Raw genomic sequence first — 14,586 nt, 5'->3', positions numbered from 1 at the left:
CCGCAGCTCATCGAGCAACGCCCGACTTCACGAGGGTTATAGCGCGAAGGCTTACGCAAGCACGCGGCCCAGCGCCGCCTCCGCCGCCCGCGAAACCACCACCTCCAGCCCCAACTGCGCCCGCGTCATCCCCACAAACAGACGCCTGCGCACAGCCTCGTCGAGCTGCTCGAAGTCCACCTCCGCCAGCACGACGCCCATGGCGCTCTGCCCTTTGAACCGATGCACAGACTCGATCAGGATCTCGCCCTCGGACCACACCGGTTCCCCGTCGGCCGTATACCGGCCCAGAAACTTCCGCAGCGCAAACGCTCCCAGCTTCGCCTCCTTCAGCAGGAGCGAGCGACCGTGACCACGCGCGCTCAGGACGACGATGTCGGCAAGCGGGATCCCGCGCTCGCGCAAGGCCTCCACCGCCGCCAGCGTCTCGCGGCGCAGGCCACGCTCGTCGTCGTAGGCGCGAAAACCCGGGAGTTCGCCCACGTAGGGGCTGCGTGCCTCGACCACGCCCTCCGCCAGGCCCAAGGCGTTGATCACATCGACGATGGCGCGCGGCGAACGGAAGTTGTCGTTACAGCGCACGGCGACTGCACCGTTGAGATCGAAACCCTCGCGCTCATAGAGACGCTGCACCTCGTCCTCGAGCAGATAGAGTCGCCCGTCTTCCTTCAACTGCGGCAGAAGGCTCGCGACCCAGACGGGGTCAAAGTCCTGCCCTTCGTCGATGATCACGAGATCGTACAGCGCCTCGAAGTCCTGCGCGTCGCTGCCATAGCGGTCTACGACCGCCTGGAAGATGCCCTCTGCGCCGAAGTCCGGCTCACCCTGCGTGCGCCGCCAGTGCTCCACGCAGAGCTCGTGAAAACTCGACACTCGCGCACGCGCCGGCGCGATGCGGCCGATGTGATCCGCCAGGGTGCGGTTGAAGCAGACGTAAAGGGCCCGCTGCCCTGCGGCCGCCGCGTCGTCAAGCAGACGGAGCGCAAGCTGCGTTTTGCCGGAACCTGCCGTCGCCTGGATGCGCACCACGCCCGATGGCGAGGCAATACGCGGAACCCAGGTGGCAAGGCCGTCGGCGAGGCGGCGGCTTGTCTGCCGCACCTGGTCACCGAGCACCTGCAGGTCAATCGAGACTTTGAAAACGTTGCCCAGGAAGCGGCGGAGCGCTTCCACGTCGCTGCGACTGCTGCCGTGTTCGAGCAGCTCTCGCACACGGGTACCAAGGTGCGCGTAGTCGTTCGCGTCGATGATGCGCTCACGCGGCATCGAGACGATGCGGGCCTCTTCCACCTGATAATCGGGAAGGACGACACAGCCGGTGACGTGCGCATGCAGGCCGGCCTCGGCAAGGCGGTTGAGCATGGCCGCATGCTGCACTCGGGTCTGGCGGGCGACATCGTGTTCGCGTTGCCCGTAGAGCTTGACGAGATTGCCGTCGATCAGCGCGAGCTCGCCCGCCTTGACCTCGACCAGGAGGATGTTGCCGCTCGGCGCCAGGACGACGAGGTCGATCTCGCCATGCCGGTCCTCGCCCTGATGCGCGGTCTGCCAGGCGACGCTATGGAAGACCTCGTAACCGCCAGGCAGCGACTGCTGCAGACGGTCCAGAACATCAAGCTCGCGGTACAGGCCGGCATCATGCCGGAGGGTCTCCAGAGCCGGGGATATTTGCGCCATCGGGTGTGCTTGTTGTTGAGGATGACGGCATGGATTCTCCCACAATGAGAACGCGCCGACGGCAGCTCGGTCGCCGCGTGACTGGCGGCCTGGATGCGGCCATTGATACTCGATAATCACGCGTAACTCGCGAGCGACGGAAAGCAGGGCAGCTAGACGAGCGGCTGGATCAACCCGGCGCCTTCGTTGCGCACATTGCCGACCGCCTTCCCCACCGCATACACCGTCAGCGCCGCCTCGGGACACGGCCTCACCAGCGCCTGGACCTGCTCGGCCGCAGTGGCCCCGTTCAGCCACGCCCAGTAATCCCCTGGCGCCAGGATCACCGGCATGCGGTCGTGCAGCGGCCGCATCGCCGCGTTGGCCTCGGTGGTGACGATCGTGAACGTGTCGAGCTCCTCGCCGTCGGCCGGCCTCGTCCAGCGCTCCCACAGCCCGGCGAGCGCGAAGAACTCGCCCGCGACCGGATGGATGTAGAACGGCTGCTTGCCGCCGCCCTGCTGGTCACTGAGCTGCTGCCACTCGTAGAACCCGTTGGCCGGCACGATGCAGCGCCGGCGGCGGAACGCCGCCCGGAACGAAGGTTTCTCTGCCACCGACTCGCCGCGCGCGTTGATCAACCTGGTGGCGATCGTCTCGTCCTTCGCCCACGACGGCACGAGGCCCCAGCGCAGGCGGTGGATCACCCGCTCGCCGTTCGACCGCTGCCGGACCACCGGCAGCCACTGCATCGGCGCCGCGTTCCAGCGCGGCTCGAACTCGAAGCCTTCGGGCACCGCGTCGAAGGCCTCGCGCAGGCGCGAGACCGGACCGTAGAGGGCGTAACGACCGCACATGCGCGCGCCCTCCCCGGCTGCCTCAGTGCAGGGTGCCGGAAGGCCCGCCCTCGCCTTCCTTCACCGGCAGCAGATCCGTGAACCGCCCCTCCACCTCGGTGTAGTGCCGGAACTCCGGCGCCCCGATCGTGCGCTTCTTCTTGCTGATCCCCTTGGGCTTGATCGGCACCTGGGCGACCCACACGCCGTGGCGCGTCTCGAGCGACAGGCTCACCACGTCGATCCGCCAGCTCGCCGGGCAGTCGGCCAGCGAGCCGTACTCGTCGAGGATCTCCTCGTAGCGGCCGACCTTGTCGGCACGCAGGCTGTAGGCCTCCATCAGCACGAACACGAAGTCGGCGTCGAGCTGCTCGGCGAGCAGCTTCACCGCGCGCGCCGCTGCGTCCTTGTCGGCCGGCGAGCGCATGACGAGCGCCGTGGGAATCGTGGCACCGGTGGTGAAGTTACCGACGAAGGCCATCGGCGCGAGCGCCTCGCCCTGCTCGAGGAGTTCGCGCGCCTTGCCGATCAGCGGCGCGATCGCCGCCTGGTAGCGTTCGGGGAGCTGGCTCATGTCGGGATCCTCGCCGGGTTCAGGGCTTGCGGCGCATCTTCACCGCCGCCTCGTATTCGCGATCGAGCCCGGTCCCTGCGTCGCCCTTGGCGTCGAACATGCGAAAACCCACGTGCATGTACGCCAGCAGCGCCAGGCCGGAGAACTCGCCCTCGAGGTTCTGCAGCGTGTAGCGCACCGCCGGCTTGTTGATCTCGAGCCCGTTGCGGCCGAGCAGCGCGATCTCCATCACGATCTGCCCGACCTTCGCCTGGTCGAGCTGGGCGAAGCGGTCCTGCGCCGCCTGCATGTACATCACCGCATCCATGCGCAGCCCGCCGTCGACCGCCGCGCGCATCTCCTCGTGACCGATACGCGTGAGCGCCTCCTCGGCCATCTCGCCGGCCTGGTGATCGGGGAAGCGTTTGACCACCGCTTTGTACTGCTCGGCCGCTTCCTTCACGTGCGACGGCCCGAGTTCTTCCAGGCACTGCGCGAGCCCGAGCTGCGCCCCCGGATCGGTCGGCGCGAGGCTGGCCGCCTGGCGGAAGAACGGCAGCGCCTCGGCCGCCCGGCCGGACCGCATCAGCACAGCCGCCAGGTTGCGCTTCGCGAAGGCGTTCTCGGGCTCGAGCTTGACCGCGTCGCGCAGCGCGTTGGCCGCCTCATCGGCGCGCCCTGTGCGCGCGAACGCTACCCCGAGCGCGATGAACGCGTTCGCGTGCGTGGGGTCGAGTTCGACCGCCCGCTGCAGCGGGGCGACCGCCTCTGCCGGCCGCCCCAGTTCGGACAAACACAGCCCGTGGCTGTAGGCGAGCTCGGCGTCGTCGAGCATGCCGTCGAGCGCCTCGAGCACCGGCAGCGCATCCTCCAGGAAGCCGTTTTGCAGCAGCCCCAACACGTAGGCCTTCGGCTCGACCCCGCGCTCGGGCACCGCGACCACGCGCACGAACGCGTCATCGACCGCCACCACGGCCTGCCAGCCGCGCGCCGCGTAGTCGAGCGCGTAGCGCCCGATCACCGCCTGCTCGAACTCGGGCGTGCCGCGCGGCGGCAGGCCCGCCGGATCGAGGTCGTCGAGCGGGATCTGGAAGATTTCGGGGGCTTGGCGGGTGGTCATCAGTCGGGCAGGCTGTGGTAAGAAGAGCAAGTATGCGGTCGCGATTGTCTCATACGGAAGCCCGCGCCTCGCCCGCAGTACACCGTGCGAACTGACGCCCGAGCAGCGAACGGTCCAGTGCCTCATCAATAGGCAAGGTTCGCACTTCCTTGGCTAGCATCGGATCGCGGCACTTATCCACAAGCCCGCTCACACCTCTATCCCCGATGGCTGGGGACAAAACAGCCCACATGTGGCGCTACGCCATCTAGTCACGCGCACCCTTACCACGCCTGCGCAGTGGCTCAAGCAGTCCAACCAGATTGTTGTGGTCAAGCTCATGCATCAGGGCCAGCAACTGCCCGAGCTGCCCGGATGGCAAGCCCTGCCTTGCGAACCACGCGAGATAGTGCCCGGGCAGGTCGGCAACCCGAGTTCGACAGTTACGCCCGCAAGTGCTTGTTTTTGCTAGAGCGCACTTTCAAAAATGCCACTACAACAGCGCCAGCTGCTCCGGCGCTGCTGGTTTTTCGATTCCTAATGCATGAAGCACCTCACTCTGCTCCGTGCTGAGCGTCGACACTCCCGTCACCGGCTCGCCACCGTTCAGACGCACCCGGTGGTGCTGGATGCGCTGTAGTTGCTCGAGCGCGCGCTCGGGCGTGTAGCCCGCGTCGGCCGCATTGAGCCGGCTGCGCATCACCCGGTGCAGGATCAACGCCATGAAGCAGATCGACGCATGCGCTCGAATCCGCTCGGGCAGGCGGTGATATACCGGACCGATCTCGATCTCGGACTTGAGCACCTTGAAACCGCGCTCGATGTCGGCGAGCGACTTGTAGCGCTGAATCACGTTCTGCGCGGACAGACCCTCGGCGTTGCTCACCAGCAGCAGCTTGCCGTCCATCATTTCGGCAAGACGCTTCGCCTTGTCGTCGATGTGGTAGCTGAAGAGCTCCTCGCCCAGATCCACCTTGATGATGCGCGCCAGGTGCGCTTCGCTGACCGCATGGTAGAAGCGTGCCTTGGCGCCGCTGTCCGAGAGCTTGCGGCCCCGGTGCTTCACGCCTTCGTCCTGCTCGGTGAGCCTGCCCGACCATTCGTCTGCCTGACGGATCAGCGCGTCGATACGCGCGTTGCGCTGCTGGGTCTTCGTGGCGGCCGTCACCGGATCGTGCGCGACCACCAGCCGCAGCGCGCTCCAGGCCTGCTCCGAGATCACTTCCTGCGTGGCGGTGGCGCACTGCTGTTCGTGGAAGGGTTCGAGCAGCTCGATGAACTCGTTGTATCGGCGGCCCGGCACCGCGACGATGAATTCGAGCGGCTTGCCGCTGGCCAGGCGCACGGCTTTCAGCGCCTCGAGGTTATCCAGGCTGAGCAGCCCCCGGTCGGCCACCAGCACCAGGCGCTGCACCGACGGGAAGCGCTCGAGCACCTTAGTGAGCGTGGGCAACAGGGTGCGCGTCTCGGCCGTGTTGCCGTCGAACACCTCGTGGTAGATCGGCAGCCCTTCGGCGGTCTGCACCACACCCAGCATGAACTGGCGAGCAATCAGTCCTTCCTTGGCCATGCCGTACTGGCGCACGTCGCCGGCCTGCTGGCTGAGTCCTTCGCTACGGATCGTGGTGAGGTCGTAGAACACCACCGACAGATCCTGGTCGATCAGCGGGCGCAGCAGCTCGGCGACCACCGCATCGACCTCATCCTGATGGTCCATCAGGGCATCGAGACTGCGCAGCAACTGCTGGTGCGTCACCGCCTTCGGCCCGAAGTCGGGCAGCGCCACCGTCTGTACCCAGCGCAGCACGCCGAGCTTGGATTCCGGATCGCACAGGCGGTTGAGCACCATCAGACGGATCAGCGCTTCCACGTCCGTGGTGCGGCGCGTGCGCCGGAACACCCGACGCAGCCCCGAGAAGCCGAGCGATTTCCACAGCTCGGTCAGCGCCCACACGTTACCGAGTGCCCGCGCGGACTCGAACGACACCGTGGGTGCCGGCGGCTTGGCGCCCATCGGCTCGCGGCCGGTGACCTTCAGCAGGCCGTTGATCACCGCGTCGAGCGAACCATCGACCTGCTCGGCGCGCCCGAGCGTGGCGACGGTGCGCTTCTTCACTCGTCCCGCCTCGTCGCGATAGGACTCGACGAGCTGGACGTAGCGGCGGCCTCCGGAGGTGGTGAGCTTGACGTGCATGCCGCCACTTTACCTAGGCGCAAGGCCTCGTCAAGTTTGAAGGTGGCTGTTACAAACGTGCCACCACAGCACTTTTGCGATCATGGCCTTGAAACCCGCGCCGGTGCTGAAGGCACTTTCCGAAAAGGGGCGAAAATCGGGGTTAAGTGTCGAACCCCGGCGGCAATGGTCCTGCCCTTGTGCTTACCGAAGGGCATCTCACGGGTAAGCAGCAGTTCAAGCAGTTCAGGGTTCATCGTGCCTCTGCCGTTCGACACCAACACGTCCTCGACGCTTCTACCGCCAGACCGAAACTGGGCCCTGCAGCAGATCTCAAGCGGCGGCCGGCGAGTTGTCGGCCTGACCGGCCATTAACCGCACCTGCGCCAGACGGCCGGCATGAGCTGTAACCGGCCGCACAAGCCAAATCCCATCGGGTCGGCTGCCTCCGAGATCCGGGGGCCCGCTCTGGTCTAGCCGGCCACTGCACCCGCCCGTGCCTGCACGAGTTCAAGGGCGGAAAGCAGCCCAGGTCGGGCATCCAAAGCGACTTCCCCCGAGTAGGAGTGTGGCCGGAGCCGTCATTGACCGGACTCGCGCCCAGCTGCCACGGTGTTCTCCGGCTCGCACTGAGATGCCTCAGATCCTGCTTCCTCCTTCAACCACACACCAAGAGAACCTCGCCGGCATCTCCCCAATCGCATAAAATCAGCCCGTGTCAGAACGCGCCAGACTGTCATGTCGGGGAAGTTACTAAACCAGGCCACTTTCAGCGGGCCTTCATGATGGTCGTGGTCAGCCTCAAGCCGACGTTTCGAAATCAGGGGATCTATGGCTGAGACAATAAACATTGCCAAAATGGCTGAAAAACTCTCCAAGGGAATCTTCCAAGAGTTTCTTTGGGGGCGCATGGAGCACACAAATCTAAATTGGCCGTGCGAGAACCGAGGTAGGCATGAGGTAAAGACTCATCCTTCTGATTTTGTCTTTTGGTATGACGAGCCCTACTCGCAGTCACGCACATACTTGAACTGCGATCTCAAAAGCTACGCCCAAGGCTCAATCACTGCCGGCGCCATCCGAGAGGCAATCGAGAGCCTTGCGAAGACCCTGAGTTGCGCAGAAACTAGTCAAGAGTTCAGCGACAAGTTCGTTCATCCCAATATTTCGCCCAACATTCATGGAATGCTATTTGTCTACAACCATGATGGAGAGTACGACAAGGACTTCTCCAAGATTCTCGATAAGGTGAATAGTGACAACCTGGATATTCCAAAAGGTTCAAAGATTGTTGTTTTTGGACCTGAAGAGATCTTCTGGTTAAATAACGTTCACCACGAAATCATTCATCTCCGTGGAGGGGCCGGAGTGCTTCCCGAGCGAGATCATTGCAAGTTCTTCTATCCTCACCTAGTGCGAAAGAAGAACGTTCAGCTTGAGCACGCGAAGGCGGCAACCTTGGAGATGCTCACCGCACCTTGGATTATTCTTTCATACGTGAACCCAAAGAAGAGCAACAAGAAGGGTTTTGTGGTGTTCATGAGGAAACGAGGTCACACCGTGGATGAATTTCTCTACCTGATCGAATATCTAATGCATTATCAGATAATCACAGGAGAAGCCGAAGTTACCATCCGTCTGCTTGACCCCCACCCGAATTCGTCCGCCAACTTCGCGAAGGCGAAGGATCAGTACATTTCCGACTACCAAGGCGGTGAGGAAATCAAGCAGATCCTTGATGCTATTGACTTGGGTAAGCTGGAGCATGTCCGCACCAGCTTCTGTGAGTTGGAGTTGTCACGGCAATGATCAAGAACACACTCCAATACTGCGCGACCGACAAGGAAATCTTCGATGCTTTGATGTCGGCCAAACAGAAAATCAGCGAGAAGGTTCTTTTAGAAATAGCGAAGGATAGAGGCATCTTCTACTCAGCCAAGGACAGCCGAGAAGACCTTATCAGCGCCATCTCGGTTCTCCCTCACGACTTCCACGACCTTAACACCCTACTTGAACAGCGGGAGCACTCTGGACGGCAGGAAAAGCTGACATCGGTCATTCTCCCTGAAGCCCTAACGATGGAAGAGATCAAGGAGGTACTGAAGGAGTACACCGCTGAGTCGCCTGCCGATGAACGAGTGACCCACCACTCTAAGGGCAACGACCAGGTCGTAGCTAACGTGAAGTATTCGGAGATCGACTACGGCAAGACGCGCCTTGTCCAGCGCACTCCCAAAGAAGCAGCGATTGAGTTCCACATCGAGAAGGACAAGACTACCATCCGCATGCCAGCCAACGACCGAACCAAAAAGGTCTTTGGCAAACTGAAGGATAAACTCGACATTAAGCGGAAGAAGGAGATCCCAACCATCCGCATCGAGATTGGTGAGTTCGAATCTCCTGCCTTACGCACTGAGTTCTTCACGACCCTCATCAGCAAGCTCAAGGGCTTCTCTCTGAAGAATGTCACCAGCGTCAAGGTGGAGCGATTGAAGCAGGGGCCAGAGGAAGGTGAGCTTGATTTTGATGAAGACCAAGACACCGAGGAAGCCAAGCACGAGGCGCTGGCACTGGTGAAGAACGTTGCACTCAAAGGGGAGACATTGCTTGCCTCAGATGAGTACCAGAGCCTGAAGAAGAAAGGCTTCTTCATCACATCCATCATCTGGCGTTCGATGCTGGCGACGCCCCCTCACCCGATGGTCGAGTTTGAAGCAGCCTTCGAAGAACCGTTGGAGGGGAAGGGCTTCAAGTACTTTGTCCGAGGGGCCTACAACATGGTTGATAAGCAATATACGAAGACTATTCGACCAGTGGAGGCAGAAAAAAAAGAGAACTATTTGAGCATTATCGAAGACACCGCGGCGAACACCATTAAGGAGCTTCGCAAGAAAGCACAAGCCGAAGCCGAGGCGAAGGAAGGTCAAGCCCAGGGGGCGCCAGCATGAACAGGGTCAGATGGCTCAATGCGCAGTGGCCTTCTTCGATACGAACCATTGGGAATACGCTCAAGGACATGCCCTTCTCCGAAGAGAGCATGGATGGCTTCGCTGTCGAGCGTGTACGAGATGACTTCATCGAAGCGCGGTTTATCGAGAAATTCATCTACGAGGAAGTCAATGCGGACCCCTTCGGAAAGGAAGCGATCATTGAACGAACTGGCTACCGCTCAACAGACTTTACCTTGTTTGCCCAGTTTCCCTACATCGAAGTGAGGAACGGCCAACGAAGCATCAAGGAGTTCGTGAATCGCCTGCTTCAAGCCTGCAATTTCAACTTGGTTGTCTCCCCCCTTACCGTCAACGTCCACGACTGGGTCGCTTCTTTTCAGAATATCCTCGGACAGAAGATCTTGGTGGACTCCCTCCAACTCTCTGGTGTTGAAGTTGAAGAAGGCATCACGGGAAAAATTCTTCTGAAGGGCAACAGGGATGTGCGCGAAGCCATTGACAATATCGTAGGAGGCAAGCGGTACGTCCTAGAGAAGGTTCAGGTCAAGCTCACTGCGTCAAGCAAGATCATGTCTATCCACCTAGCCAACAACGGCACGGCCAAGATCCCGACTGACCATACATCGGACCTTCTTCCCCTGCTTCGCCAGTCCTTCCCCAACGGCAAGAGCTAGAGCATGCAGCCAGGCTCTTCCATCAACTGGATCGCGGCATACAACCGCCTCTTCATCCTCTTGGACAGGAGCGGCACCCCGACCTACTACAGCGGGCCGAGCTTCCTCCGGATGGTTCAGCAGATTGACCCCGGTTCTCCCAACTACGAGCAGTTGATTCCACTCAGGCAGAGCCAAGGCAAGAGCACATCCAGAAAATCCTTCTACTGGGATGTCATCCAGGCCTTGGAGGAGCAACAACGGCTTCAGCTCTTCCGCCTCTTTATTGAAGAGCTTGAGCCGCACGCCAAGGAAGAGGTTGAGGCCATCAGAGCCATCATTTTTGGTGGAGGCAAGGCCGTTCCGACGACCGTCGTCCCACAGGATCTCTGGAACTCCGAGAAACTCAACAACAGCCTCAGCGCCATCGACCACGCGGTTGATGCCCAGCAGTTCAACCGCGCGACGACCTTGGCCTACACTTGCTTGGAGGGCCTTTACAAGGCATACGTGCGCCGGCATGTTCCCGACAAGGCCAACCTCACAGACCTCATCCAGCTTTGCAGGGTGGTGAAGGACGACATCAGCGAGAAACTCAAGGCGCAAGGCCCCTACCCAGAGCAGTTCATCAATGCCATTCCTACACTGACAAATGCCGTTGCGAACTCACGCAACGGCTTCAGTGAGTCTCACTTTGGCGAAGAGTCTCACCGATGGCTTGCCACTTTCGCGCGAGATATGACTAATTCTATAGGCAGGCTCCTGCTGCATTTCCTTTAAGGCCGATAACCTGCCTGCCGCTACCTCCAGACGGAAGGCGTGATCCACGCGCGTCACTCGCGTGACGACGCAGCACGTGCCCTCGCCTCCAGCGGCAACCATCATACTTTCCGTTCTGGTGGCGCCCAGCGGAACAAGAACGATCACTCATGGGGCACGCTTGATGCTCCGCTCATTCCATTTCCGATCCGAACGACGCTAGTCCCTACCGGTTTTCGCTCACCGACAGATGACTGCGCGCAAACGCGCCCAGCTTGTCACCAACCATCTCGCTTCCGAAGCTTAAGTTCAGCGAGGACGACGAGACGGCGGCAGGCATGGCGCATAGTTCAAGGCTGCGTTATCGAAGATGTCATCAAACCTCAGTCCGGAACAATAATCCGGACATTCTTCCGAGTCGTAATTCTCTCCCCATCTTCCGTAATGATGTACACGCGCGTTCCTGCGTAGCGGAGGGTTACGTTCTCAAGCCGGCTAGTGTGTTTCACAAAAAACGTGCCCAAACGCCTGACCCGCTTCGGCGTCCACCAGTCGTGCTCAACGGTCACATGCGAGATCGTTTCCTGCTTCGCCAGCCGAGCTAGCCGAAGACGCTCGCGCTTCAGAGCCAACCGCTGCGTCCGCTCAATTTCCGCCTGATCGGGCGCGGTTTCTTCCACCGTCCTTCTTATCAATTTTACCTCTGTGGCCTGATGGCTGCGCGAGCGTTCTTCCATCTCCGCCCTCTCACGCTCCATGCGCTCAAAAGCGGCGAAAGGCCCTGCGAAGATCTCCGCCCAGACTCGCTCTGACTCGGGCCAGATCGACTCACCCTGAACGATTGGCCAGCCCTTCTCCTTATAAACCCTTTCACGAATGGTTTTCTTCGCAACCCATCGGGCCAAGTAAAGCTTGCGCCCGACCGCGACGACCTGACTGACAGGCACTGTGATCGTATGCTGAGCCTCAGGCATCTCGCCACCTTGAGACTCCTTTCGCGCCTTGCATTTGATTCGGATGCTCTTTTCAGTTGGCCCGGGCCCCGCACGCTTTACATTGACGTAGCCATTGCTTCCGCGCGCAACACTCTGGCAAAGAGCCTCGAAAGCACGCGTCAGCTCGGCTGCGCTCGAGACCTTGATCTGGCCGCCGGACAACTTCGACCGCAGATCATCTATCAGCACAGAGAACTGGCCTTCCCAAGGCAAGTTCAGGACGCACTCCCGACCTACAACCCTCGAGGCCGAAAATTGAATTTCAATTTTCGGCTCGCCAACAGACCAGATCCTGCAGTTCTTCAACGCGCTCATCTTCTTCTCCTGGATTGAACTTACTACGCAGGAGATGCTAACGATAGCGCGCTATAGCTCAAAGAAAAGTGCAGATAGCCGAATTCGGCGAGCCGATTCAGCAGACCACAAGCTCAAGATTCTGAAAAGGCAACTCAAAGGGCTTGGCTACACTCTGTGCCCACTACGCAAACAGATTCCGACACCCGCACCCAGCGCTCTCGAACTCAATATTGCATTTCGACGAGAACCGTGGCGCTCAAGAGCTTAGTATTTCCTCTTTGAAAAACTTTCCATTTCTGATTAAAAGCGAATCCTCACACCCCCCCATCGGCACTCGAAACAAGATCAAGTTAGTTATGACCGGCCCTACCGGGCCCCTGAAGCTCCTGCGGAGCCGGACCAAGCTCCTGCGGAGCCTGTTGAACTTCCTGCGGAAGCAGTCCAACCTGCTTCGCAGGCGAAGGGTACCTGCTGCGCAGGAACCCACCGACTCCATAGCGCGAGAGGAGCAGCGCTCAACACTAAGGATTCTGGCTTGGAAGGTGACTGGGGCCTCCAGGTCCCTTGCGAGATGGGCCAACATCGGCGCAGTGTTCGACAGGGACACAACAGGGGACTCTGCTCCTCCTTGTCGTTCGACTCCACCCACGATTGGAGCTTGATCAGGGAAAAAGCTCGTCAGATTGCAGAATCGTGGAGGCGGAGCCATCGTCTGCCCCGCACGAAAGTGCAATCTGCCTCGGGTCACGCCGCCTTCAACTTTGCTAGTGCATTCTGAAGACTCGCGATTTGAGCCTCGAGCGCCTTTCGCTTTTCGGCGACCCGCAGAGAGGCTCCACCGCGATCGAGGTCGAACCATTGGCTCGCATCATCTGGCAGGAGGACGTCCACCTCCAAGTTCCACTCATCAGCCCTCTTCGCCAAGGCCCGCGCAAGACTACCTCTTTGCTCATCGTCCCCATGCTGCAGAAAAATAGTCGGAGCAATCGATTGCTTCAGAATCCCCTTGTGGTTCTCGAACATCCAATCGACCAAGTCACTCTGATCGGCATGCGCCGAGTAACCCTCTAGATGGCAGACCTGTGCCTGAACGTCGCTCAACGGAACAGAGCTTCCAGTTCCACCATCCGGTGACCGCCACGTCAGGCTCCCTGCTTGAAGACGACGTTGATCCAGGGGGACGGACTCCAAGGCCGACAATGCGTTCCCGATTGTGCCCTTGCCGCAGTAACCACTCATCGCAACAATATTGCGCTTGTCTCTAACGACCAAGGGCAACCAAGAGGCAGCGGGGCCCCCGTCTCCACTTCCAGAACTCATCACCACGACTCTTGGGCCCTTCGTAACCTCGCGGACCAATGCCTCGCGGTTGCCGACAGGAGTAAAGATCGAACGCCAGCGTGTCGCGATCGTGTTGCCACAAGCTGCAGCGAGATCACCTTCGGCCCGATCGATGCTCAGTGTCATCCGACTGACTTCGAGAACCAAATCAACATGCTCCGGCTCGTGACACTGTAGGCCGAGGTCTCGAAAGAGTTGCTTCCCAAGCCAAACCGGCCGTACCTTGCCCGTACGCGCGTCTGTCTGGGTGCGATTCAATGCATCAAGTGTGATCCCGTTTACCTGCATCGCCGTCGGCGAGTCCATATAGAACCGGATAGCGCGGTAGCGGACAGGATCGTTCGCGACGACCATGTGCAGATCAAACATCAAATCCTGCGTCCTGCCAACTGAGAAGGCTGGGATCGCGAGCGTGCCCCCCGTCTCCAGAATCCTATCGAGCAGCCTGGAGAGCCTCTCGCGCCTCGCCTCAGGGTTTCGTTCGCCCTTTGCGACCCGGACAACACCGCCGTAAGTCGACTCCAGTACGGCATATGTAGCCGGCGCAGGGTTCTGTGGATAGCGTAAGAATGGAAGAACCTCGCGGTCCTCCGCACCTGGCCCCACATCGCCCGAGAACACAATCGATTTCTGCCCTCCCGACTTTGGTTTACCCCAAAGGATGGTGACGCTCGTCGCACCGACGATGTGCCCACTACGGAAGAAACGCATCAAGAGATCCTGATCCAGCCGGTGATATCCGCCCAACTGGGTCTTCCCACCAGGAGTGCGCCAACGAATCCTGTCGACATCGGGTTCGTCATAGCGCGATCCAGGAAGCCGAGCGGCATCGCGCAGAAGGATCTGAGCGATCCTGGCCGTTTCCTCCGAGCACCACACTTCGCCGTCAAATCCGAGGCGGTAGAGCAGTGGCAAGAGGCCCGAGTGGTCTATATGAGCGTGCGTCAGGACCACAAACTTCAGTTCCAACGGATCAAATGGCCAGCGCGTGCCTGCATTCCAGGTGTCCTCGTCGTACTCACCCTGCTGCATCCCGCAGTCGACCAAGAAGTTCCATCCCTCGACCAGGTCTCGCATCCAAGTGCATGAACCAGTGACTTTCCCGAGAGGACCAACAAAGCGGATTTCCATGTGCATCTCCTAGCGTTGAAGAAATGTGTTTGCGGCACCCACTCTAGTGAGCCAATGCAGTTTCTCCAACGCTTTGTGCAATGGAATGCAACGTTGCATTAAACGATGCATCTTGGCTGAATTTGTCCTACGATTCGTACAT

11 protein-coding genes and 1 pseudogene are annotated in these 14,586 nt (G+C 60.3%); 4 read left to right on the top strand and 8 right to left on the bottom strand.

The window, feature by feature from the left end:
• Window positions 1–51: 51 nt before the first annotated feature.
• The 6 genes and pseudogenes from PO78_RS17250 to PO78_RS17230 all read right to left on the bottom strand — a co-directional run bounded on the left by PO78_RS17250 (window position 52) and on the right by PO78_RS17230 (window position 6,338).
• Window positions 52–1,677 (bottom strand): NERD domain-containing protein, encoded by a 1,626-nt coding sequence (locus tag PO78_RS17250; protein ID WP_043745468.1) that lies wholly within the window; start codon window positions 1,675–1,677, stop codon window positions 52–54.
• Between the two features lie 152 nt (window positions 1,678–1,829).
• Window positions 1,830–2,513, bottom strand: coding sequence for an SOS response-associated peptidase (locus PO78_RS17245; RefSeq protein ID WP_043745465.1), 684 nt, complete (start codon window positions 2,511–2,513; stop codon window positions 1,830–1,832).
• Window positions 2,514–2,535: 22 nt separating this feature from the next.
• Window positions 2,536–3,066: a hypothetical protein gene (locus PO78_RS17240; RefSeq protein ID WP_043745462.1), complete on the bottom strand. Its 531-nt coding sequence runs from the start codon at window positions 3,064–3,066 to the stop codon at window positions 2,536–2,538.
• Window positions 3,067–3,085: 19 nt separating this feature from the next.
• Window positions 3,086–4,165 (bottom strand): tetratricopeptide repeat protein, encoded by a 1,080-nt coding sequence (locus PO78_RS17235; RefSeq protein ID WP_043745460.1) that lies wholly within the window; start codon window positions 4,163–4,165, stop codon window positions 3,086–3,088.
• A 247-nt stretch (window positions 4,166–4,412) separates the two neighbouring features.
• A pseudogene (locus PO78_RS22520) lies at window positions 4,413–4,574 on the bottom strand (putative quorum-sensing-regulated virulence factor); the annotation flags it as partial.
• 63 nt (window positions 4,575–4,637) lie between these two features.
• The gene (locus PO78_RS17230) at window positions 4,638–6,338 is read right to left on the bottom strand and encodes an IS1634 family transposase (protein WP_043745455.1); all 1,701 of its coding nucleotides are present in this window, start codon (window positions 6,336–6,338) and stop codon (window positions 4,638–4,640) included.
• 837 nt (window positions 6,339–7,175) lie between these two features.
• Between PO78_RS17230 and PO78_RS22975 the strand changes: the two genes are divergently transcribed.
• From PO78_RS22975 to PO78_RS17210, 4 genes are all read left to right on the top strand, one after another.
• Window positions 7,176–8,126 (top strand): hypothetical protein, encoded by a 951-nt coding sequence (locus PO78_RS22975; RefSeq protein WP_156147839.1) that lies wholly within the window; start codon window positions 7,176–7,178, stop codon window positions 8,124–8,126.
• Complete coding sequence (locus PO78_RS17220; protein ID WP_043745450.1) at window positions 8,123–9,265, top strand: hypothetical protein; 1,143 nt, start codon at window positions 8,123–8,125, stop codon at window positions 9,263–9,265. Before PO78_RS22975 ends, PO78_RS17220 begins: the two co-directional genes overlap by 4 nt.
• Before the next feature lie 68 nt (window positions 9,266–9,333).
• A complete protein-coding gene (locus PO78_RS17215) occupies window positions 9,334–9,942 on the top strand; it encodes a hypothetical protein (protein ID WP_231570748.1) in 609 nt (202 codons plus the stop codon).
• 3 nt (window positions 9,943–9,945) lie between these two features.
• On the top strand, window positions 9,946–10,701 hold the full coding sequence (locus tag PO78_RS17210) for a hypothetical protein (protein ID WP_082047857.1): 756 nt from the start codon (window positions 9,946–9,948) through the stop codon (window positions 10,699–10,701).
• Window positions 10,702–11,063: 362 nt separating this feature from the next.
• On the opposite strand, the gene PO78_RS17205 is transcribed toward PO78_RS17210, so the two are convergent.
• Both PO78_RS17205 and PO78_RS17200 read right to left on the bottom strand, forming a co-directional pair.
• A complete protein-coding gene (locus PO78_RS17205; RefSeq protein ID WP_043745445.1) occupies window positions 11,064–11,990 on the bottom strand; it encodes a hypothetical protein in 927 nt (308 codons plus the stop codon).
• A 726-nt stretch (window positions 11,991–12,716) separates the two neighbouring features.
• Window positions 12,717–14,444: an MBL fold metallo-hydrolase gene (locus PO78_RS17200; RefSeq protein WP_197068797.1), complete on the bottom strand. Its 1,728-nt coding sequence runs from the start codon at window positions 14,442–14,444 to the stop codon at window positions 12,717–12,719.
• Window positions 14,445–14,586 lie beyond the last annotated feature (142 nt).

This window comes from Thauera sp. SWB20 (genome assembly GCF_000831325.1).
Taxonomy (GTDB): Bacteria; Pseudomonadota; Gammaproteobacteria; order Burkholderiales; family Rhodocyclaceae; genus Thauera; species Thauera aminoaromatica.
The sequence above is the reverse complement of the archived record's forward strand: the minus strand, read 5'-3'. Positions and strand labels throughout refer to the sequence as shown.